Annotated in this window: 18 protein-coding genes and 2 pseudogenes; 15 read left to right on the plus strand and 5 right to left on the minus strand. The window is 63.2% G+C overall.

The features are described 5' to 3' along the window. The first annotated feature begins 41 nt into the window (after positions 1-41). Positions 42-1256: a porin gene (locus H0X90_RS33945; protein WP_077190050.1), complete on the plus strand. Its 1215-nt coding sequence runs from the start codon at positions 42-44 to the stop codon at positions 1254-1256. Positions 1257-1471: 215 nt separating this feature from the next. Here the strand turns inward: H0X90_RS33945 and H0X90_RS33950 are convergent, their stop codons facing one another. Next, complete coding sequence (locus tag H0X90_RS33950) at positions 1472-2053, minus strand: TetR/AcrR family transcriptional regulator (protein ID WP_077190052.1); 582 nt, start codon at positions 2051-2053, stop codon at positions 1472-1474. A gap of 231 nt (positions 2054-2284) precedes the next feature. Here H0X90_RS33950 and H0X90_RS33955 point away from each other — a divergent pair, with 231 nt between their 5' ends. Further along, complete coding sequence (locus H0X90_RS33955) at positions 2285-2947, plus strand: DUF3313 domain-containing protein (RefSeq protein WP_006498574.1); 663 nt, start codon at positions 2285-2287, stop codon at positions 2945-2947. Positions 2948-3336: 389 nt separating this feature from the next. On the opposite strand, the gene H0X90_RS33960 is transcribed toward H0X90_RS33955, so the two are convergent. Continuing rightward, on the minus strand, positions 3337-3777 hold the full coding sequence (locus tag H0X90_RS33960; protein WP_171984162.1) for a DUF2059 domain-containing protein: 441 nt from the start codon (positions 3775-3777) through the stop codon (positions 3337-3339). Between the two features lie 48 nt (positions 3778-3825). Next, positions 3826-4107, minus strand: coding sequence for a hypothetical protein (locus H0X90_RS33965; protein WP_125346671.1), 282 nt, complete (start codon positions 4105-4107; stop codon positions 3826-3828). Between the two features lie 120 nt (positions 4108-4227). Here H0X90_RS33965 and H0X90_RS36290 point away from each other — a divergent pair, with 120 nt between their 5' ends. The 10 genes from H0X90_RS36290 to H0X90_RS34010 all read left to right on the plus strand — a co-directional run bounded on the left by H0X90_RS36290 (position 4228) and on the right by H0X90_RS34010 (position 16583). Beyond that, positions 4228-4398: a DUF6726 family protein gene (locus H0X90_RS36290; protein WP_321573188.1), complete on the plus strand. Its 171-nt coding sequence runs from the start codon at positions 4228-4230 to the stop codon at positions 4396-4398. Between the two features lie 558 nt (positions 4399-4956). After that, on the plus strand, positions 4957-6246 hold the full coding sequence (locus H0X90_RS33970) for a glycine betaine/L-proline ABC transporter ATP-binding protein (protein WP_077190056.1): 1290 nt from the start codon (positions 4957-4959) through the stop codon (positions 6244-6246). Beyond that, positions 6243-7130: a proline/glycine betaine ABC transporter permease gene (locus H0X90_RS33975; RefSeq protein ID WP_077190058.1), complete on the plus strand. Its 888-nt coding sequence runs from the start codon at positions 6243-6245 to the stop codon at positions 7128-7130. The genes H0X90_RS33970 and H0X90_RS33975 overlap by 4 nt, the downstream gene beginning before the upstream one ends. 153 nt (positions 7131-7283) lie before the next feature. Further along, positions 7284-8165 (plus strand): glycine betaine ABC transporter substrate-binding protein, encoded by an 882-nt coding sequence (locus H0X90_RS33980; RefSeq protein ID WP_077190060.1) that lies wholly within the window; start codon positions 7284-7286, stop codon positions 8163-8165. A 166-nt stretch (positions 8166-8331) separates the two neighbouring features. Next, positions 8332-9627 carry a serine hydroxymethyltransferase gene (gene glyA / locus H0X90_RS33985; RefSeq protein ID WP_006498568.1) on the plus strand — a complete coding sequence of 432 codons (1296 nt, stop codon included), beginning with the start codon at positions 8332-8334 and terminating at the stop codon, positions 9625-9627. A 161-nt stretch (positions 9628-9788) separates the two neighbouring features. After that, a complete protein-coding gene (locus H0X90_RS33990; RefSeq protein WP_006498567.1) occupies positions 9789-10676 on the plus strand; it encodes a dihydrodipicolinate synthase family protein in 888 nt (295 codons plus the stop codon). A gap of 6 nt (positions 10677-10682) precedes the next feature. Further along, positions 10683-12014 carry an FAD-binding oxidoreductase gene (locus H0X90_RS33995; protein ID WP_077190064.1) on the plus strand — a complete coding sequence of 444 codons (1332 nt, stop codon included), beginning with the start codon at positions 10683-10685 and terminating at the stop codon, positions 12012-12014. Positions 12015-12030: 16 nt separating this feature from the next. Beyond that, positions 12031-13524: an aldehyde dehydrogenase gene (locus tag H0X90_RS34000; protein WP_077190066.1), complete on the plus strand. Its 1494-nt coding sequence runs from the start codon at positions 12031-12033 to the stop codon at positions 13522-13524. Positions 13525-14458: 934 nt separating this feature from the next. Next, positions 14459-15466, plus strand: a complete 1008-nt coding sequence (locus tag H0X90_RS34005) for a LysR substrate-binding domain-containing protein (protein ID WP_006498564.1) — start codon at positions 14459-14461, stop codon at positions 15464-15466. A gap of 85 nt (positions 15467-15551) precedes the next feature. Next, on the plus strand, positions 15552-16583 hold the full coding sequence (locus tag H0X90_RS34010; RefSeq protein ID WP_077190068.1) for a GlxA family transcriptional regulator: 1032 nt from the start codon (positions 15552-15554) through the stop codon (positions 16581-16583). A 24-nt stretch (positions 16584-16607) separates the two neighbouring features. On the opposite strand, the pseudogene H0X90_RS34015 reads toward H0X90_RS34010, so the two are convergent. Then, positions 16608-16884 (minus strand): annotated as a pseudogene (locus H0X90_RS34015) (IS4 family transposase); the annotation flags it as partial. A 55-nt stretch (positions 16885-16939) separates the two neighbouring features. After that, entirely contained in the window at positions 16940-17980 is a 1041-nt protein-coding gene (locus tag H0X90_RS34020) for a helix-turn-helix domain-containing protein (RefSeq protein WP_290439947.1), read from the minus strand. A gap of 136 nt (positions 17981-18116) precedes the next feature. Here H0X90_RS34020 and H0X90_RS34025 point away from each other — a divergent pair, with 136 nt between their 5' ends. The 3 genes and pseudogenes from H0X90_RS34025 to glyA (H0X90_RS34035) all read left to right on the plus strand — a co-directional run. Beyond that, on the plus strand, positions 18117-19364 hold the full coding sequence (locus H0X90_RS34025) for a D-arabinono-1,4-lactone oxidase (RefSeq protein WP_077190072.1): 1248 nt from the start codon (positions 18117-18119) through the stop codon (positions 19362-19364). Positions 19365-19397: 33 nt separating this feature from the next. Then, positions 19398-20177: an SDR family NAD(P)-dependent oxidoreductase gene (locus H0X90_RS34030; protein WP_077190074.1), complete on the plus strand. Its 780-nt coding sequence runs from the start codon at positions 19398-19400 to the stop codon at positions 20175-20177. A 264-nt stretch (positions 20178-20441) separates the two neighbouring features. Further along, positions 20442-20658: pseudogene (glyA, locus tag H0X90_RS34035) on the plus strand (serine hydroxymethyltransferase); the annotation flags it as partial.

A 20658-nucleotide genomic window follows, 5' to 3' on the forward strand; every position in this document is an offset into this window, starting at 1 on the left:
ACAACTCACGCATTCAACAAGGCAAGGAAGGAGACGGATCGATGAAGAAGCAGGCATCACGGGTCGCGCTGACCGCCATCGCGATGGCGGCGGCCGCACCGGCGTTCGCGCAGAGCAGCGTCACGCTGTACGGGATCGTCGACAACGGGATCGGCTACCAGAGCAACGCGACGACGCTCGGCTCGACGAGCGGCGGCAAGTCGGTGATCAGGATGAACCAGGGCGTGTGGGCCGGCAGCCGTTTCGGCTTGAAGGGTGCCGAGGATCTCGGCGGCGGCACGAAGGCGATCTTCACGCTCGAATCGGGCTTCAACTCGGGCACGGGCGCCACGCAGTACACCGATGCGATGTTCGGGCGGCAGGCTTGGGTCGGCCTGACCAATGCGACCTACGGCACGCTGAGCGCGGGGCGGCAGTACGCGTCGTACTACCAGACGATGTCGGCATTCAGCCCGACGACGTGGGTCACCGGCTACTACGGCGCGCACCCGGGCGACGTCGACGGGCTCGACACGATCTATCGCGCGAACAACACGCTCGAATACACGTCGCCGAAATGGTATGGCCTGACGCTGAGCGGCTCGTATTCGTTCGGCGGCGTGGCCGGCAGCACCAATGCCGGCTCGACATGGGCAACCGGAATCCAGTACGCGGCCGGCCCGCTCGGCGTCGGCCTCGCGTTCGAGCGCGTGAACAATTCGAATACGGCCGGCGGCACGTGGGGTGCGAATTCGACGACGTCGAACGGGGGCGCGCAAGTGGGCGTGTCGGCGCTCACGAACGGCTACCAGACCGCGAAGGCGCAGCAGCGGTTCGCGGTGGGCCTGAGCTACCGGTTCAGCGACGCGTGGGATGCGACGGCCACGTACACCAACACCGAATACATCCCGGGCGCGGCGTCGAAGTTCGTCAACACCGCGATCTTCAACACGGCCGGCGCGGTGCTGCACTGGAAGCCGTCGGCGGCGTGGGATTTCGGTGCAGGCTATGCGTACACGCGCGCGACCGAGGCGAACGGCATCACCGACAGCGCGCAGTATCACCAGTTCAACCTGTCGCAGTATTACTCACTGTCGAAGCGCACGGGGCTGTACCTGCTCGAAGCGTATCAGCACGCGAAGGGCAAGACGCTCGGCACGAGCGGCGCGGGCAGCATCGTCGACGCGACCGCGACGCTGGGTGACGGGTTCAACTCCGCGCCGTCGTCGACCGGGACCCAGTTCGCGTTCGGTGCGGGGATCATTCATCGGTTCTGACCCGAGCCTGATTGCGCGCGCATCCGGCGGCGTCCGGATGTCGCTCATAAGGTAGAGTGCGCCCACATCGGGTTCTGCAGCCGGGGAATCGCGGGCGGCATCGGCTCGAGCAGGGGCATCCTGCTCAATGCGCCGTCGGCCGGTACACTAACGGGTCGCATGCGACTTCGAGCTTCATATACTGACTCAGACCGCAAAGTCGAGAGACCGACCGATCACTTCCGTTTCGGCTTGACGGCCTTGGCTTGCCAGCTTTCCTCATCCAGCAGGCGGGCGAAAAGCCGGTTTCGCATGGCGCCGGTCAGAGGCGTCAGGCCAAGCAGCACGTTGAATGCGATGCCGCTCGCCGCGAAGTAACGCAGCAGCGAGAGTTCGAAATCGCCCGACTCCTTGTCCATGGTTTTCAACTTGTCGGCATCACCGCTCTCCCGGCCCTCGAGCAGTTCCGGGCTTTCGATGATTGCCGCCAGCACGGCGCGCGCGACCGAGTTCGGTTGATTGATGGCTTCCCGGAATATCGCGATCTGGGCAGCGAGGGTCGGCTCGGCCTTCGATGCACCCTCGTTCACCAGGTAATCGCGCCCAAACTGTTCGAATTGCTGCTGCTGGAATTCGAGCAACGCCGAGAGTACACCCTGCTTGGTACGGAACTGGTGCAGCAACCCGCCCTTGCTGATGCCGCTTTCACGCGCGAGCGCGTCGAACGTCAAGCCGCCGACGCCATCGCGGGTGAGGATGCTGAGTGCTGCATCGATTGCCTTCTTGCGGGAAATTTCCGAGCGGGTCTGGTTGTCCATTGAGTTGTCACGATGGCGTCGCGCTGATGCGCAGTGAGGGGCGGTAGCGCGAGATGAGCTCGAGGGAGTTCTCCCGCTGCCAAGCGTGACATTGTACCTTCCCGCCCCTCTTCTATAAAACAAACCGGGCAGACGGTTTACATATGATGGAGGCAGTGCTACGCTACCGTCGCGTCATCCCTTTCGCAATTCACCTCTGGTGCCGTCCGGGCACCTTCCACGGAATCCGACATGCTCACCAACAAATTCAGCTCCTTTATTTTTTTAGGCGTCACGGTGTTGACGCTGGCCGCATGCGCCGGTGTGCAGCCTGCTGCCTATTCGGGAATTGCATCCTCATCACAGCTGACACCGAACCGCGGCGACGACGCCGCAAAGGTGCCGTACCGATATGCGCCACGTGTCAACTGGTCGCAGTACCGGCAGGTGATGGTGGATCCGGTCGTCGTGTATGCCGGTCAGGACAGTCAGTTCGGCGACTTGAAGACCGAGGACAAGGCGGCGCTTGCCGATTACATGGGGAAGGTGTTTGCCGACAAACTCTCGAAGCGCTTCCAGACCGCTCCTAAGCTGTCTCCTGCGACGCTGCGCGTGCGGCTCACGCTCACGGGCGCGGAGAAGACCACGGCGGTTGTCGGACAAGCCATGCATTTCGATATCGCCGGCAATCTGTATAACGGCGTGCAGGCGATTCGGGGCGGCAAGGGTGCGTTCGGCGGTTCGGTGTCGTACGCCGTCGAAGTCTACGACAGCACGAGCGGTCAACTGCTGATGGCTTATGTGACAAAACAGTATCCGAACGCCATGAACCTGCCTGCCGCGTTTGGTTCGTTGAGTGCGGCCCGGACCGGTATCGACAAGGGCGCGGATGCGCTCGTTGCCGAGCTCCGTTGATGGCGAGGATGTCACGCTCGCCGCAACGCCGCCTGTCGATGTCGAGACATCCCGGATGACCTGACCGACATCGACAAGGAGCGGGCAGTATGCGCGAAATCGCCTATCTCATTCTTACGACGCCACCACCGCTCATGGTTTCGATCGTGTTCCTGGCTGCCTATTTGCGGATCGGGATTCGCGCTCACATGAATGATCGCGCATGCGATGGAGTTCACCCGCCCGCGTCACATTGATCACCCCGTTGCCACACGGAAAAGAGCGTCGGCGAAGACACGTGTCCTCACCCGGACTGGACACCGGCACGGCGACCTGTGGGGCCGTTTCGGCGTGCCGTCCGGCGGGCATGGACTCCGCCCGTAACATGCGCGTCATGCAATCGCGCTTCCTCAGTTTTCATCTATCCGGGGTTGAATTCGGGAAACGGCTCTGGCCATCTCCGGCATGATTGTGGTTCGACCTTTGCTAAGCCATGCCTGTCCAGCCGGACTCGTATAGAAATCGTTGACGCTACGGAGTTCGTCTATCGAGAAATTCCTTGCGCAGCTATCCGTCAACTGCTTGAGTACCGGGTCCCGGAGATCGTTGACGGTGTCTTCAACCATCTCGCGATAGGTGCTGGCGTCCGACGATCCTTTTGGCCAGCCCTTGCGACCGGCGGACTCGTACGGTTTTCTGACGAGGTCGCGGATGCGCTGGTCCATATCGTCTTCCATGCCTGATGACGAGAGCGCCTGACGGCAGAGGGTGCGCTTCTCGCCAAATCGATTCAAGTCGTCGAGACCGCGAAACTGAGCATGTGCCGTCGAAACACAACCGGTCGTTGCCATGCAGGACACGATCAGGGCGACGTATGAAATCCTCATTTTTGGCCCATGCTAGAAACCGTTCGTCAGGTAAGGAACGTCGGTTGAAAATACCGTCACGATGATGAAGACGCTCACGAGCGATGCAACAAGCGGGGCTGCAATCGCAAGCAGCGGGCTGATTGAAAATCTGGGGCTCGCGGTGGATGTGGTGGAGTGGCGCATGGTCGTTGTTCGATAAGTGACAGAAGGGAGTACGGGCTGCTGCGCGATCGACACGGTCATTTGAGCGTTGGTCACGCGTTGAGCGGTCGATTGAGCAGTGCATGTCGTCGCCAGTACGGTGAGCGACATGAACATCATGCTAGCATACAAACCGTCTAGACGGTTTGTATGCTAGCATGATGTTCCGGGCACAGGTCTACAAGTCAGGCCTGTTCGGAAGATGTGTGGGATCGCTACCTGGAGGTTTCTATGAAGTGGTTCGTTCGAGCCGTTTGCGTTGCTAGTTGTATCGCCCTTGGCGGATGCGGTCTCGCTGCAGCACCGTGTCGTATCGCGTCCGCTGGGATCAAGATCGTGCCGGTCGTTGGGCACATGGCTGCGGCGCCGACGGACGCGTGTGCGACCGTGATCGATCCCTGAATATCGAGTCGGCTTGCAAACTTCGGCGACACGAAGTAGCGCGCGTGCGTGTGCTTGCGGCGGTGCACCGGCGTATCCAGTACCGCGGCGCATCGACCTAACCGGAATGCGCGCGATCCGGTCTTCTTCCATCATCGATCGTTCGGTCCAGATCCGGCTCGAAGGCCGTTCACACAGTCGCTGACCTGATTTCTCAGTAGTTTCCCCTAAGTACCCTCGTCAGGATTTTCCCCTACGGACGCTTCCGCGAGTTGCACGCGCCGCTGGGCCGTCGTCCCCGCAAAATCCCGCACAGCCGCGCCGGCATTGCGTTTCACATAATTCGCACGGTTTTGGGGCGATCGCGCCTTTTCGCTCGTATTCGATGCATTACCAAAGGTATGGAAAAGCGCACAGAAAATGTATCTGGAGCGACGAAATTGGATTGATACGCTGCAATCACTGCATCAGCGCCGTCAACCACGCAGGAGCGGCATCGAGCCCAAGCGACAAGCAGGCAATCGATGACGATTCAGACGAAGTTCGCGGCTTCCCTTACCAGTTAGTCGGGATGACAGAATGGCTCCAAATCTGACGTTTGCGCCGGGCGACCTACTTCCCCCCGGAGCAATCCACACCGACGGTGCGCCGTCGATCGCCCGGTCGAGTATTGCGACCGGAACCGACATCCTGACCGTCAAGCACCTGTCGAAGATTTTCGGTCCGAAGCCCGAGCGTGCGATCGAGATGATGAAGCGCGGCGTCGGCCGCAACGAGATTTTCGCGGAAACCGGCAACATGGTGGCGGTCAACGACGTGAGCCTGAACGTGCGCGCCGGCGAAATCTTCGTGATCATGGGGCTGTCGGGCTCCGGGAAATCGACGCTCGTCCGGCTGCTGAACCGCTTGATCGAGCCGACATCCGGGCAGGTCGTGCTCGAAGGCCGCGACATCGCACCGATGTCGACGCCGGAACTGCGCGATGTCCGGCGCCAGAAGATGACGATGGTATTCCAGTCGTTCGCACTGCTGCCGAACCGCACGGTCCTCGACAACATCGCGTACGGCCTCGAAGTCGCGGGTATCAAGAAGGTGCAGCGCTACGAGGTCGCGCGAGCGGCGCTGGAGCGCGTCGGTCTCGGGTCGTACGAGAAGCTGCTGCCGAGCGAGCTGTCCGGCGGGATGCAACAGCGCGTGGGCCTCGCGCGCGCACTGGCGGTGAATCCGTCGGTGCTGCTGATGGACGAGGCTTTCTCCGCGCTTGATCCGCTGATCCGCTTCGAAATGCAGAACGAGCTGCTGCGCCTGCAGAAGGAGGAGCAGCGCACGATCGTGTTCATCTCCCACGATATCGAGGAAGCCGTCAAGATCGGCGGCCGCATCGGCATCATGAAGGACGGCTGTCTGATTCAGGTCGGCACGCCCGCCGAACTGATCCAGACGCCGGCCGACGCGTACGTGCAGGACTTCTTCCGCAACGTCGACGTGTCGCGCTTCCTGAAGGCGTCGAGCATGATGACGCCGGTCGAGCGCGGGTTGCTTCGCTGCGATGCGGGCACGCCGTCCGACCGCTATCTGAACCAGCTGATCGACAGCGGCGCGGAATGCGGCTACGTGTGCGACGAGTCCGGTCGTTACCTCGGCTGCGTCACGCCCGCCACGCTGCATCGGTCCGGCACGAAGCCGATTCGAGACGCGTTCCTGGACGACTTCAACGCGGTGTCGATCGATACGGATCTGCATCGGCTCGCGTCGATCGCGCTGACACAGCAGCACGACGTGCCGGTGACGGACGCGGCGGGGCAACTGGCGGGCGTCGTGTCCTGCCGGACGATACTCAAGCAGATGATGCAACGGAGGGCAGCATGAATTCGTCGGTGATCGGGAAGTTCGCGGAGAATTTCGTCAACTTTCTGTTTCTGCATTTCCGTGGCGGCTTCGACACGTTCTCGGCGGGCCTCGGCGCGGTCGTGAAGCTGCTCGAGGACGGCCTCGCCGCCGTGCCGTTCATTGCGATGATCGTGATCCTGGTGGGCCTCGCACTGTGGCGCCGCGGCGTCGTGTTCTCGATCTTCGTCGGCTGCGCGCTGCTCGTCATCCACTACATGGGCCTGTGGGCGCAGACGGTATCGACCCTCGCGCTCGTCACCGCGGCGACGTTCTTCAGCCTCGTGATCGGTGTGCCACTCGGGATCTGGGGTGCGCGCAACAACCGGATCGGGATGATCCTGCGCTCGCTGCTCGACTTCATGCAGACGATGCCCGCATTCGTGTACCTGATCCCGGCCGTGATCCTGTTCGGGCTCGGACGCGTGCCGGCGGTGATCGCCACGATCGTGTTCGCGATGCCGCCCGTCGTGCGGCTGACGACGCTCGGCATCCGGCAGGTGCGCGAGGAACTGATCGAAGCCGGCCGCTCGTTCGGCAGCACCGACTGGCAGCTGTTGTGGAAGATTCAGCTGCCGAACGCGTTGCCGTCGATCATGGCCGGCGTGAACCAGACGATCATGATGGCGCTGTCGATGGTGGTGGTCGCGTCGATGATCGGCGCGGGCGGCCTCGGCGAATACGTGCTGAGCGGGATCCAGCGTCTCGACATCGGGATCGGCTTCGAAGGCGGGCTCGGCGTCGTGCTGCTCGCGATCGTCCTGGACCGCCTGACCGAGAGCTTCGGCGTGAAGGCGAAGAAGAAGGTGAAGAAGCCGATCGTGCGTGCCGGCAAGGCCGGCCCGAGTGGCGCGGCACGGACGTGACGGATACGGCGGTCGGAGGTAACTGAAGGACGATGAAGCGCCTCGGCCACGGGGCCGTGGCGGAACCGGTGTAGCAGTGCGTGGAGACCAGAAACGCCGATCGAAGGCGTTCCTCACCCTTGAAAGATTCGCGTGATTAAAAAGGAGTACTAGATGAATCCCCATACGTTCAAGTCGCTTCTGGCGAAGCTTGCGCTATCGACGGTGGTTGCCTGCAGCGCAGGTGTGGGCGCGGTGTCGGCTGCCGAGCCGGTCAAGATCGCGGTCACCAACTGGGCGGACGTGCTCGCGGTGGCCAACGTCGCGAAGTACGTGCTCGAGACGCAGCTCAAGCAGCCGGTGCAGTTCGTGCAGGCCGACATCGGCATCCAGTACCAGGGTGTCGCGCGCGGCGATCTCGACATTATGGTGGGCGGCTGGCTGCCGGTTACCCACGGCGCGTACTACGCGAAGTACAAGAGCGACTTGGATGACGTGGGCATCATCTACACCGGCGGAAAGAACGGCTGGGCCGTGCCGACCTACATTCCGGAATCGGAGCTGTCGTCGGTCGCCGATCTGAACAAGCCGGAAGTCAAGAGCAAGCTGAGCGGCACGATCCAGGGCATCGAACCGGGTGGCGGCCTGATGCAGGCGTCAGAGAAGACGATCAAAGCCTACAACCTGGACGGCTATAACCTCCAGGCATCGAGCGAGGCCGGGATGCTGGCCAGCGTGTCGCGTGCGTACCAGTCGAAGCAATGGATCGTCGCGACGGTCTGGAGCCCGCACTGGCTGTTCCAGAAGTGGCAGATGCGTTACCTGAAGGACCCGAAGGGCACGCTGGGCGGTGAAGAGCAGATCCACGCATTCGCGTCGAAGAAGTTCGCGGGCAAGTTCCCGCGCGCCGACGTGTTCTTCAAGCACCTGAAGCTAACGCTGGCCGACGTCGAGGCGATCGAATTGGAAGGCAACAGCACGAACGACTACGCGACCGCCGCGAAGAAGTTTGTCGACGCCCATCCGGAGAAGCTGAAGGCATGGCTGCAGCAGTAAAGCCACGCGCCGGTCATGCGGACGACGCGATCCGCGTCGTTCACGCAAGCCGGGCGCGTGTGCCGGCCGATATCGGCGGCCGGGGCCGTCACGACGGCGCCGGCCTTGCAATGTGCGGTACAGGCAGTCCACGCAGCACGTAACGAATCGCGTCGCGGAGTCACAAGTGAACGAGAACGCCCGATTTTTTGCCGAAACGCTCCAGAGCCGGGATCCGGTGATCGCATCGGAAATCGCATTGGAGCTGCGTCGCCAGCAGACGCAGATAGAACTGATCGCGTCCGAAAACATCGCGTCCGCGGCGGTGCTGGAAGCACAGGGCACCGTGTTGACGAACAAGTACGCGGAAGGTTATCCGTCGCGCCGGTACTACGGCGGTTGCGACCACGTCGACCGGATCGAGGCGCTCGCGATCGATCGCGCGTGCGCGCTGTTCGACGCGAGCCACGCAAACGTGCAGCCGCATTCGGGCGCGCAGGCCAACGGCGCGGTGATGCTCGCGCTCGTCAAGCCAGGCGACACGGTGATGGGGATGTCGCTCGATGCAGGCGGCCACCTGACGCACGGCGCGCGCCCCTCGCTGTCGGGAAAGTGGTTCAACGCCGTGCAGTACGGCGTGAGCCCGGACACGCTGCGCATTGATTACGACGACGTGCGCCGGCTCGCGCAGCGCCATCGTCCGAAACTGATCATCGCCGGCTATTCCGCGTATCCGCGCGCGCTCGACTTCGCCGCGTTCCGCGAGATCGCGGACAGCGTCGATGCGAAGCTGATGGTCGACATGGCGCATATCGCCGGCATCGTCGCAGCGGGCCGGCATCAGAACCCGGTGCCGTTCGCCGATGTCGTGACGTCGACCACCCACAAGACGCTGCGCGGCCCGCGCGGCGGCTTCATCCTGACGAACCACGCCGACATCGCGAAGCAGATCAACTCGGCGGTCTTTCCCGGGTTGCAGGGCGGCCCGCTGATGCATGTCGTCGCCGGAAAGGCGGTGGCCTTCGCGGAAGCGCTGCGCCCGGAGTTCACCCGCTATATCGACCGGACGCTGCGCAACGCGCAGACGCTCGCGCAGGTGCTGACGGCCGGCGGCCTGACGCTCGTCACCGGCGGCACCGACAACCACTTGCTGCTGGTCGACCTGCGCGCGCGGCGCATCACCGGCATGCAGGCCGAGAAGGCGCTGGAGCGTGCCGGCATCACCTGCAACAAGAACGGGATTCCGTTCGATACGGAAAACCCGACCGTCGCGTCCGGAATCCGGCTCGGCACGCCGGCCGGCACGACGCGCGGCTTCGGCCCCGCGGAGTTCGAGCAGATCGGCGACATGATCCTCACGGTCCTGGCGGCGCTCGAGCGCAATCCGGACGGTGATAAGGCGGTCGAGCGCGCGGTCCGGACCAGCGTACGCGACCTGTGCAACCAGTTTCCCATCTACGCGCATGCGGAGGCATTTGCCTGATCGCCGGCACCGGATCGGACGGACATGTGGTTCGAACCGCATGACGAATCGAACGGCGTGGCTGCGCGGAACCCGCGCGGCGCGCGCCGATGTTTTATCGAATGGCCGGTTTCCTGACATACGGCGGGAACCTGGCGCACCCACTTGAATGAGGAATCCAAATGAGCTTCGAGGGCGTACACACACCGCTGGTCACCCCGTTCGACGCGGACGGCGAAATCGATCACGCACTGCTGGGCCGGCATGCGGCCGATCTCGCCGGCCGCGTGTCCGGCCTCGGCATCGGCGGCACGACCGGCGAATACTATGCATTGAGCTTCGACGAGCGCGTGCGCACGTTCGATACGGTCGCGGCCGCGGCCGGCGGCAAGACGTTCCTGACCGCGGGCATCAACGCGACGACGACGAAGGAAGTGCTGCGTCTCGGCCGTGAAGCGAAACGCGCGGGGCTGGACGCGCTGCTGGTGGCGGCGCCGTATTACGCGCAGCCGACGCAGCAGGAACTGCTCGCGCACCTGCTCACGATCGACGACGCGCTCGACATGCCGATCATGCTATACAACTTCCCAGCCCGCACCGGCACCGAAATCGGCGACGGGATTCTCGAGACGCTGCTCGAGCGGAAGAATTTCGTCGCGATGAAGGAGAGCACCGGCGACATCGCGCATCTGCATCACCTGTCGACGCATTTCAGCGGCCGGCTCGTGGTGAGCTGCGGGATGGACGACCAGGCGCTCGAGTTCTTCGCGTGGGGGGCGCGCAGCTGGGTCGGCGGCGCGTCCAACTTCCTGCCGGAAGCGCACACCGACCTGTTCGACGCCTGCGTGACGCGCGGCGATTTCGCGACCGGCCGCAAACTGATGGCGCAACTGCTGCCGGTGCTCGAATTGCTCGAGCGCAGCGGCAAGTTCATTCAGTACGTGCGTTACGGCTGCGAGCTGGCCGGCTTGCCGGTCGGCGTCGCACGCGCACCGCTCGGCGCGCTGTCGGGCGACGAGCGCGACGCGTTCGCGAAGCTTGTGCAGCCGCTGCTGCGCGACCGTCGGTAATCCATCATGGGCTCGAATCTGGAATTTGCGCGGTTACCGGCGGCGGACGGGATGAACGGCTGGTGGGAAAGCCTGACGCCGGCGCCTGACGCCCGGACCGTCACGTCCGACGGCCGGTTTGACTGGGTCGTGGTCGGCGGCGGCATTACCGGCCTGTGCGCGGCGCGCCGGCTCGCGGAGCTGGCGCCTGGTGCGTCGATCGCGCTCGTCGAGGCCGACCGGATCGGCCGCACGACGTCCGGGCGCAATTCCGGATTCTTCGTCGACCTGCCGCACGACATCAGCAGCGAAAGCTACTCGCGCAGCATCGACGAAGATCGCGCCGACGTGCGGTTTCAGCGGCACGGCATCGACTATGTGCGCGCGATCGTGCGGCGCTTCGGCATCGATTGCGACTGGCGCGACGACGGCAAATTTCACGCGGCGGTCAACAAGAAGGGCACCGTCGCGCTCGCGCATTTCGCCGACGGCCTGTCGCGTATCGGCGAAGCGTTCGAATGGCTCGACCAGCCGGCGATCCGGGCCGTGACAGGTACCGACTTCTACACGGGCGCGTTGTTCACGCCGGGTTGCAGTACGGTGCAGCCGGCTGCGCTGATGCGCGGGCTCGCGGCCACGCAGCCGGACAACGTGACGGTGTTCGAGTTCAGCCCGGTCACGCGGATCGAGCCGCGCGGCGACACGCGCGTGCTGCATTTCGCCGGCGGAACGATCGTCGCGAAGCAGGTGATCCTGTGCACGAACGCGTACGCAGCGACGTTCGGTATGCATTCGAACGGCTTGCTGCCGGTCTACACGTTCGCGTCGCTTACGCGCCCGATGAATGCCGACGAAGTCGCGAAGCTCGGCGGCACGCGCTCGTGGGCGGTGATTCCGGCCGATCCGATGGGGACGACGGTGCGGCGCTTGATCACCGATCGCATCTGCGTGCGCAACCATTTCGCGTTCCGGCCGGACGTGAAGGTGTCGTCGGCGGACCTCGCGAAGGCGCGGCATCTGCATCAGCGCTCGTTCGAACGCCGCTTCCCGATGCTCGGCGGCGTCGAGCTCGAATATACGTGGGGCGGGCCTCTGTGCCTGTCCGCGAACAACGGCGCGCTGTTCGGCAAGCGCGAAGACGGTCTTTACGAGGCGATCGGCTGCAACGGCCTCGGGCTGAGCCGCGGCTCGTCGTCCGGCAAGCTGATCGCCGAATACGCGCTCGGCGAATCGAACAGCCTCGTGCAGCAGTTGCTGAAGCAGCCGCATCCGCGTCCGCTGCCGGTTCGGCCGCTTGTCGACCTGGCCGTGTCGGCGACGATCTGGGCGAAGGAATTCTCGGCCGGTGCCGAGCTTTGATTATTGAGGAAACGACATGACGACCCATCAGGATTGGAAGCAGAAGGCGAATGCGTTGTCGCTCGACGGCCGCGCGTTCATCGCGGGCGAGCGCAGTGCGGCGGCGTCGGGCGAGACGTTCGCGACACTCAACCCGGCGTCGGGCAACGTGCTCGCCGAAGTGGCGCGCTGTAGCGAACGCGACGTCGATCGCGCGGTCGCGGCCGCGCGCGAAGCGTTCGAGTCGGGCGTCTGGTCGAAGGCCGCACCCGCGCATCGCAAGGCGGTGCTGCTGCGCGTCGCGCAGCTGATCGACGCGCACACGGAGGAACTCGCGCTGCTCGAGGCGCTGGAAGCCGGCAAGCCGATCGGCGAATGCCTGGGGCTCGACATTCCCGAGTCGGCCGCGTGCATCCGCTGGCATGCGGAAGTGACGGACAAGTGCTACGACGCGTTGTCGCCGTCCGGCGCCGGCGTCGTCAGCATGATCACGCGCGAGCCGATCGGCGTCGTCGGCGCGGTGCTGCCGTGGAATTTCCCGGCGCTGATGCTCGCATGGAAAATCGGCCCCGCGCTGTCGGTGGGCAATAGCGTGGTCGTGAAGCCGGCCGAGCAGACGTCGCTGTCGACGCTGCGCATCGCCGATCTCGCGCTGGAAGCCGGCGTGCCGCCGGGCGTGTTCAGCGTCGTCACCGGGTTCGGGGCCGAGGCTGGCGAGGCGATCGGCCGCCATCCTGACGTCGATCTCGTCGCGTTCACCGGCTCGACCGCAACCGGCAAGCGCTTCCTGCACTACTCGGCCGATACGAACCTGAAGCGCGTCGTGCTCGAGTGCGGCGGTAAGAACCCGCAGTTGATCCTGCCGGACGTCGCGAACCTCGATGCAGTGGCCGAACAGGCGGTCTCCGCCGCGTTCTGGAACATGGGCGAGAACTGCAGCGCGGGTTCGCGGATTCTCGTACCGTCGAGCCGCAAGGCGGAACTGCTGGAAAAGATGCAGGCCGTGCTCGCCGGCTGGAAGACCGGCGATCCGCTCGACCCGGACGTGAAGCTCGGCGCACTGATCGAGCAGAAGCACTACGATAAGGTGCTCGGCCATATCGAGAAGGCGAAGGCCGAAGGCGCACGCGTGGCGTGCGGCGGCCGCGCGATCCTGACCGAAACCGGCGGCTGGTTCGTCGAGCCGACGATCTTCGACCAGGTGACGCCGGAGATGAGCATCGCGCGGGACGAGGTATTCGGGCCGGTCGTGTGCTTCATCGAATACGACGACGTCGACGATGCGGTGCGCATCGCCAATGATACGTGCTACGGGCTCGCCGCGTCGCTGTGGACCGACAACGTGAACAGTGCGCACAAGGTCGCGGCGCGGATTCGCGCGGGGACGGTCACGGTGAACTGCTTCGGCGAGGGCGACCTGTCGACGCCGTTCGGCGGCTTCAAGCAGTCGGGGTTCGGTGGCCGCGACAAATCCGTGTACGCACACGATCAATACTGCGAACTGAAGACCACGTGGCTGAAGCTCGACTGAGAGCCCCGGCAGCACCTTCGCATTTGTCCGCCCAAATCATAGATGCGGGAGCGGTAGAAGTGGACGGGGGGGCTAGTCGGCATGAGCATCTATCGAAGCCCGGCGTGAATGGAACGTGAACTGTCTCGTGATTGTGCCGTAGACGCCTGACTAGCCTCGCTAATGAGTTCCATCTCGTTCTATGACGTTGCGGGAGCAGCGTTACAACCACGATTCCGCTCGCGCAGGGCCAAGTATATTTATTCAACGACCGTGGTGACGCAGGCGATACAGATCCCTGCCATGGCCGAGTACAAAGGGTACGGTCGATCATCATCCGGCGGGAACCGCAACGGCGCTGCTTTCGTGATTGGAAAGGTTGTTGGAGGCGGAGAGTGGCGATGGTTCGACCCGCTGTCATCCGAGAGGGAGATAATTGAGCCTGCTAAGGTAGTGCCGGAGGCGGACAAGGTAGGACGGGCGACAAGCGCCGCGCTGGGATGGCATACATGAAATTTTGTCCCGCTAGTATGCGGAAATGAAGCGAACGAAGCAATCTCGTGCGTGGATGCTCGGGCATTGCGTCTGTCGTGGCGATATCAACCAGAAACTTGTTGCGGAACCGTCCCAGCGAGGTACGTATGCGTTTTCGGAAGCGAGTTGGATGGCGCGCCACCCGGAATCGATAGGCGTACCGGCGCGGATTTTTCCTACTGAAGAATGCGTCTTGCGGTCTCCATAATTGCTTCCAACAATTGGGCTCAGGCGTTCACAAGCTGAATGGCACCATCGTGACGATGGTCCGGCGATGGCGCGTTGCCGCAGGTAGGTGACTCGCAACCTGTAGCGTCCTGGTTCTGAACGCTTCAGCGTACGATGGAAGTCTCCGTCTTTCCGAGCGAGGCGACCGGCCGGCCGCAGCTCTACAACGAAGGTCGGATTTTAGAGTGATGCCATGTTGAAAAAGCAGATGTTTTCAGACCGTCTCCTCGCGCAGATGCCGTCACTCCGGGCACTTCGGTGTTTCGTCACGGCGGCGCGATACGAAAGCTTCACTCAGGCGGCCGAGGTGCTGTGTGTGACGCAGGCGGCGATTAGCCGACAAATTAAGGAACTCGAGGACTCGCTGGACGTCGCCCTGTTCGAACGTACCGGCAGGCATATTGCTTTGACTGATGCCGGACGAATCCTTTACAACGCGTCGTATCTGTCGATTATGAACATCGCAGAGGCGGCGGAGGCAGTGCGCCGGACCGACAAGCTCGCCTTGGTGGTATGCGTGTCACACACATTCTCGGCGCTCTGGTTATCGCCTCGGCTCCCCGCGTTTCGCCAGCAGTTTCCCGATTTCCGGCTGCATGTGATGGTGACCGAGCATTTTATGGAGTTGGACGGGCTCATTGAGCCCGATGTCATCATCACGAAAAATCCGCCGCGCGAGCCGGAATTCGAAGTCGAACCGTTGTTCCATGACATCGTTTATCCGGTTTGCAGCCCGTCCTTCCACGATAGGTATTTTCGAGGACAGTCATTGAAGCCCTTAGACCTGCTCGCCAGCCCAACGCTGAATTTGTCACTCCTCGGTAGAGCGCAGGTATGTGAGCACGTGGATTGGCGCGTATGGCGAAACTGGTTCCAGCAAGGGGATGGCACTGACGGGCAGGTCGAAAACAAGCACTTCGAGAGCAACGACTATCGGCTGCTCGTTGCCCAAGCCGAGGCTGGCGAGGGTACGCTGCTTGGTTGGCATCACTTGCTGCATCATCAAATTGACCAAGGCCGGCTAATTCGGCCGGTGCCCGACGTGCTGACGTTTCACGATCGTCATCATTATCTGATTACACATCGCAATTCACGAGCTCGGCCGGAGTATCACCAGTTTCGAAGCTGGTTGAACGACGAAGTCGAGGCGATGATGCACGGTTGGCTCGACACAAGCGCGTCGTCTGGCGCTAGCAGTTGAAGAAGTTGAATGAGAAGCGGACGAACCGGCTCGACAGGCACCGGAAATACTTGATTCTTTGGACGGCAATTACACGGGCAGTTCCATGGTTAGCCACTCCATCGACACTGGGAGCAGAGATTCGAAACAGATCCGTTTCGGGATCGTCTTACTACCCAATTTCACTCTGACCGCATTCTCCGGATTTGTCGATTTGCTGAGGTTGGCGAGCGACGAAGGTGATTTGAGTCGCCCGGTCCGTTGTTCCTGGACGATCGTCGGCGAAAGTCTCGTACCAGTGCGTGCGAGTTGCGGCATTCAAGTCGCCCCTTGGGTGACTTTTGACCACGCTGTTACGTTCGATTACGTCGTCGTAATCGGTGGGTTGTTGCATTCGGGGCCGCCAGCTGGTGACGCAACGCTCGCATTTATCCGCGCAATGGCGGAAGCATCGGCCACGCTTGTGGGGATTTGTACCGGTGCGTTCGCACTGATGCGGGCCGGTACAATGAACGGACACCGTATCTGCGTCAGTTGGTTTCACTATTGGGATTTCGTCGAGCGTTTTCCGGGAGCTGATGAGCGCAATATTGTTGCAGATCGACTATTTGTGATCGATAGACGCCGCATTACGTGTTCGGGTGGGCGTGCTTCGATTGACGTTGCTGCAGCTATTCTGTTGCGCCACGTCGACGCGACAATAGTACGAAAGGCTCTTCGCATTCTGCTCGTGGACGATGCACAGAAGGGTAATGCACCGCAACCTCATCCCCCGGGTCTGGCGCCCGCGGCGCATCCGAAGGTCCGCCGTGCGGTCCTCCTGATGGAGCAACATGTCGGCCAACCGCTTGGTCAACCGGAACTGGCGCGCAGGCTCGAAGTGTCGGTTCGGCACCTCGAACGGCTATTCGTTGTTGAAACCGGGACGACGCCTCGCGCTTATTGGAGACATATCCGAATCCGGATGGCGTCGTGGCTGCTGACGAGTTCCGATCGGACTATCGCGGATATTGCGATGTCGTGTGGGTTTTCGGACGCGTCGCACCTCGGCAGGGAGTTTCGGAAAGAATTCGATGTTTCGCCGAACGTTTATCGTGCGACGCGGCTGGCAAACATTCAAACAACGCCCGATATTTAGAGGCATTCTGCAGCTAACCTCACGCATATACCTGATGGCCGCAACGAAGCCCTCGATTCGCTGCTTGGCTAGCCAGATGGTTTTTACACCAGGCTCACCATCGCCTTCGCGCGAGGAGGCCGTCGAGCGTGGCGACGAGCCGTACCACTTCATTCAGTTGTGGCGGGTTGTCGGTCGGGCTCTTCTTGTTGAAGATTAAGGCCGCCTTCCGTTTGTCGGGCTCAAACAGCAGTCCGGCAGCGAGGCCCGGGCAAGTGCGGCCTAATCTCGGGAGACGTGGAATGCGCCGCGCCACCGCCATGAACACCACTAGAACCGGCAGGACGAGCGACGTAGCAGGCTGGGCGCCGACGGGGCTAGATCGCCCGGCTCGCAGCGTAGCGCTTCGACGTGGCCGACGGCAGTTCGCCGAACATCGCGCGATAGTCCTGCGCGAAGCTGCCCAGGTGCCAGAAGCCCCACTTGGTGGCGGCGGACGTGACGGAATCGCCGAGCCGGAGCTCGCGGCGCACGTGATTCAGGCGCACGGCCCGCAGGTACGCAATCGGGTTCAGGTTCAACGTGTCGTGGAACGCGTACTGCGCGGTGCGCCGGCTGATGCCGAGCTGCACGCACAGTTCGGCGATCGACAGCGGGCAGGTCGATGGGTCCTGGAGCCGTTCCTGCACCGCGTTGACCAGCGACCAGTACTTCGCCGTTCGCGCGGTCTGCACGCCAGCCTCGGGCGCGGCGGCCGTCATCACTTCCGAGATCGCGTATAGCACGGTGCGCTCCAGCAGCGCGATCCGGTCCTGCGTCGCCACGTCGTCGATGCGCGGGCCGCGTGCCGCGGCGGCCAGCGTCTGGCGCAGCAGGTCGCGCAGATGGTCGGCCACATGGGGCGCCATCGGGATCACCGGCGAAAGGGGTTGCGCGCGCAACGACGCGGCCACCGTGCGCATCGCCTGCGTCGACAGTTTTTCGGGCTCGATCTCGACATTCACGAGCACGTGCCGGTCGGGCGAGTAGAACTCGAATCGCGGCCGGCTCGAGAACACGTGCAGGCTGTCGCGCACGCTCTTCTCGCCGCACAGGCGCGCATGGCCTTCCAGTTCGAGCGGCACGGCCACGGCGATCCGCTCCGACGGCACCGCGCCTTGCTGCAGGATGACCTTGTCGAGGTTCTCGACAAGCAGCTTGATGCCGCCCAGCGACACGATCGACGACCAGCCGTGAAAAAGCCCGCCCGAGATCTGCGTGTAGTTCATGTTCCAGCCGTCGAACGAACGCGCCTGCTCCTCCACGTCGGTAAACGCGCAGAACGCGACCGTACGCACGAACAGCGGGTCGCGAGAGAAATCGCTCGGATGGGCAGGCAGCGTCATCGGGGCGGGAAGGGGCGGTCCGGATCGATTCATTGTAGCCGCTCGCCCGGCCGGTCAAAAAGCCGCGCGCCGGCACGGCCTCGAAAAAACCCTCGCTTGCCGAAATCCGATAGTGAAAAGCCTGTCGACGCCCTACCTTTGGCATGACACCAACGCTGGAGCGACGTCGATGGAACTTCCCCGTGGCGGATTCTGGAGAAACTGGGTCGGCAATCAGTCGTGCGTGGCCGCGCACCTGGCATCGCCGACCAGCGAGGCCGAGATCGCGGAACTGGTGCACGCCGCAACACGCCAGGGCAAGCAGGTCCGCTGCGCGGGGTCGGGCCACTCGTTCACGCCCGTCGTCGCGACGAGCGGGTTGCTGCTGTCGCTGCAGGACTATCAGGGTATCGTCGACGTCGATCAGGGCCGCAAGCGCGTGACGGTGAAGGCCGGCACCAGGCTGAACGCGGTGACGCGTCACCTGAAGGCGGTCGGCCTGTCGCTCGTCAACCAGGGCGACATCGACTCGCAGGCGATCGCCGGCGCGCTCGCCACCGGCACGCACGGCACGGGCGCGACCCTGAGCAACCTGTCGTCGCAGGTCGTCGGGATGCGCATCGTGCGCGCCGACGGGTCGATCATGACCGTCAGCGACCGGCAGGATCTCGACCTGCTGCATGCGATCCAGGTGAATATCGGCATGTTCGGCGTGGTGTCGGAGCTGACGCTGCAGGTGACCGATGCGTTCTGGCTGCACGACCGCGTGTGGCGCGAGGATTTCGACGCGCTGATGGAGCAGTACGACGAACTGGCCGCGAAGCACCGGCATTTCGGTTTCTTCTGGTGCCCGACCTCCGCTAGCCGCGAGCTGTACTGCCTGCCCGACACCACGAAGGTGTCGAAGTCGAAGAAGGACTACGACGTGTGCGAAATCAAGGTGATGGATCTCACCGACGCGCGCACGTTCCATGAGGGCGAGCACGAGAAGATCGCGTACAGCTCGGAGGTGTATGCGATCCACTACGTGCCGAACTTCCACGAACTCGAGTACGCGGTGCCCGCACAGCACGGCAAGGAAGCGTTGGGCCGCGTGCGCGAATTGATCCTCACGAAGCACCGCGACTGCATTTTCCCGGTCGAATACCGCTTCACGAAGGGCGATCCCGCGTGGATCAGCCCGTTTCACCAGCAGGACAGCGTGACCATTTCGTGCTCGGGCGGACCGAACGGCGTCGATTACTGGCCATTCCTGAAGGACGTCGACGATATCCTGCGCGACTACGACGCACGCCCGCACTGGGGCAAGCTGCATTTCACGAACCGCGACGACGTCGATCGCTGGTTCCCGAAGGCCGAGGCGTTCCGCGCACTGCGTCGCAGCGTGGACCCCGAAGGCGCTTTCCTCAACGATCATCTTCGGACGCTGTTCAGTTGAGCATACCGAACGAACCAGACGGGAGAACGACACATGAATGTCAGGATTGACGGCCGGCTGGCCGGCAAGGTCGCCATCGTGAGCGGCGGCGCGGGCGGATGCGGTGGCGCGGCATCCGAACTGTTCGCCGCACAGGGCGCGAAGGTCGCGATCGTCGACCGCGACGGCGACGCCGCCGAAACGCTCGCCGCGCGGCTGCGCGACGCCGGCTTGCAGGCGATCGGCCTCGGCGCGGACGTGTCGAAACAGGCGGACGTCCGGCAGGCGGTGGAGGCCGCGCGCAAGCAGTACGGCAACGCGGACATCCTGTTCAATCACGCCGGCACGCTGATCGTCAAACCGTTCCTCGACATCGAGGAGTCGGAATGGGACTGGCTGATGGGCGTGAACGTGAAGAGCATGTTCCTGATGACGCAGGCCGTGCTGCCGCAGATGCTGGAAAAAGGGCGCGGCAGCATCGTCTGCACGTCGTCGATCTCGGCGGTCTGCGCGACGCCGGGCGAGGTGCTGTACGACGCGACCAAGGGCGCATGCCACATGTTCGCGCGGGCGATCGCGGTCGAGTACCGCGACCGCGGCATTCGCTGCAACGCGCTGGCGCCGGGTTTCATCCGCACGCCGCACGGGATGCGTGAACTCAGGGATCTGCAGGCGATGGGTGTCGACGCGACCGAAGCGGCGATTGCGCAGCAGCAGGGCCGGTTGTGCGAGCCGGCGGAAGTCGCGGCGGCGGCGCTGTTCCTCGCGTCCGACGAGTCGAGCTTCGTGAATGGCGCCCATTTGTTCGTCGACAACTGCTTTTCCGCCGTCTGAGGCTGCCTGAGGCCGCGCGGTACGGAAAGTCGCAAGCCACCGAAGGGCAGGTGTCGCGCCTGCGTACTGAATAGGCAACCCGGATCGAAGGTTCCGCAGCGAGGCGGACTTTCGATTCTTTGCATGCGCGCCGCGCGGGGCGTCCTAGCGGGATGTCGCAATCCTTCTATCTGAACGCGGGCGGCTCTGATGGAATGCGAAGGCCGAATCACCATGCAGCCGGCATTTCGCGGTCAGTCCATCACTTTCTTTTGGTCAATCATCATGTTCAATCGCACCACCAGCACCGTTGCCCACGTCGATCCGGAACTTTTTGCAGCGATCGAGCAGGAAAACCGCCGCCAGGAAGATCATATCGAGCTGATCGCGTCGGAAAACTACACGAGCCCGGCCGTGATGGCCGCGCAGGGTTCGCAGCTCACGAACAAGTACGCGGAAGGGTATCCGGGCAAGCGCTACTACGGCGGTTGCGAGTACGTGG

It is taken from the genome of Burkholderia sp. 9775_39 (genome assembly GCF_015712225.1).
GTDB classification, from domain to species: domain Bacteria; phylum Pseudomonadota; class Gammaproteobacteria; order Burkholderiales; family Burkholderiaceae; genus Burkholderia; species Burkholderia cenocepacia.

What these genes read in the sequence shown, in the direction of transcription:
- H0X90_RS33945 (WP_077190050.1), top strand. Translation starts at nt 42, where the DNA reads ATGAAGAAGCAGGCATCACGGGTCGCGCTGACCGCCATCGCGATGGCG.
- H0X90_RS33950 (WP_077190052.1), bottom strand. Translation starts at nt 2,053, where the DNA reads ATGGACAACCAGACCCGCTCGGAAATTTCCCGCAAGAAGGCAATCGAT.
- H0X90_RS33955 (WP_006498574.1), top strand. Translation starts at nt 2,285, where the DNA reads ATGCTCACCAACAAATTCAGCTCCTTTATTTTTTTAGGCGTCACGGTG.
- H0X90_RS33960 (WP_171984162.1), bottom strand. Translation starts at nt 3,777, where the DNA reads ATGGCAACGACCGGTTGTGTTTCGACGGCACATGCTCAGTTTCGCGGT.
- H0X90_RS33965 (WP_125346671.1), bottom strand. Translation starts at nt 4,107, where the DNA reads ATGTCGCTCACCGTACTGGCGACGACATGCACTGCTCAATCGACCGCT.
- H0X90_RS36290 (WP_321573188.1), top strand. Translation starts at nt 4,228, where the DNA reads ATGAAGTGGTTCGTTCGAGCCGTTTGCGTTGCTAGTTGTATCGCCCTT.
- H0X90_RS33970 (WP_077190056.1), top strand. Translation starts at nt 4,957, where the DNA reads ATGGCTCCAAATCTGACGTTTGCGCCGGGCGACCTACTTCCCCCCGGA.
- H0X90_RS33975 (WP_077190058.1), top strand. Translation starts at nt 6,243, where the DNA reads ATGAATTCGTCGGTGATCGGGAAGTTCGCGGAGAATTTCGTCAACTTT.
- H0X90_RS33980 (WP_077190060.1), top strand. Translation starts at nt 7,284, where the DNA reads ATGAATCCCCATACGTTCAAGTCGCTTCTGGCGAAGCTTGCGCTATCG.
- H0X90_RS33990 (WP_006498567.1), top strand. Translation starts at nt 9,789, where the DNA reads ATGAGCTTCGAGGGCGTACACACACCGCTGGTCACCCCGTTCGACGCG.
- H0X90_RS33995 (WP_077190064.1), top strand. Translation starts at nt 10,683, where the DNA reads ATGGGCTCGAATCTGGAATTTGCGCGGTTACCGGCGGCGGACGGGATG.
- H0X90_RS34000 (WP_077190066.1), top strand. Translation starts at nt 12,031, where the DNA reads ATGACGACCCATCAGGATTGGAAGCAGAAGGCGAATGCGTTGTCGCTC.
- H0X90_RS34005 (WP_006498564.1), top strand. Translation starts at nt 14,459, where the DNA reads ATGTTGAAAAAGCAGATGTTTTCAGACCGTCTCCTCGCGCAGATGCCG.
- H0X90_RS34010 (WP_077190068.1), top strand. Translation starts at nt 15,552, where the DNA reads ATGGTTAGCCACTCCATCGACACTGGGAGCAGAGATTCGAAACAGATC.
- H0X90_RS34020 (WP_290439947.1), bottom strand. Translation starts at nt 17,980, where the DNA reads ATGAATCGATCCGGACCGCCCCTTCCCGCCCCGATGACGCTGCCTGCC.
- H0X90_RS34025 (WP_077190072.1), top strand. Translation starts at nt 18,117, where the DNA reads ATGGAACTTCCCCGTGGCGGATTCTGGAGAAACTGGGTCGGCAATCAG.
- H0X90_RS34030 (WP_077190074.1), top strand. Translation starts at nt 19,398, where the DNA reads ATGAATGTCAGGATTGACGGCCGGCTGGCCGGCAAGGTCGCCATCGTG.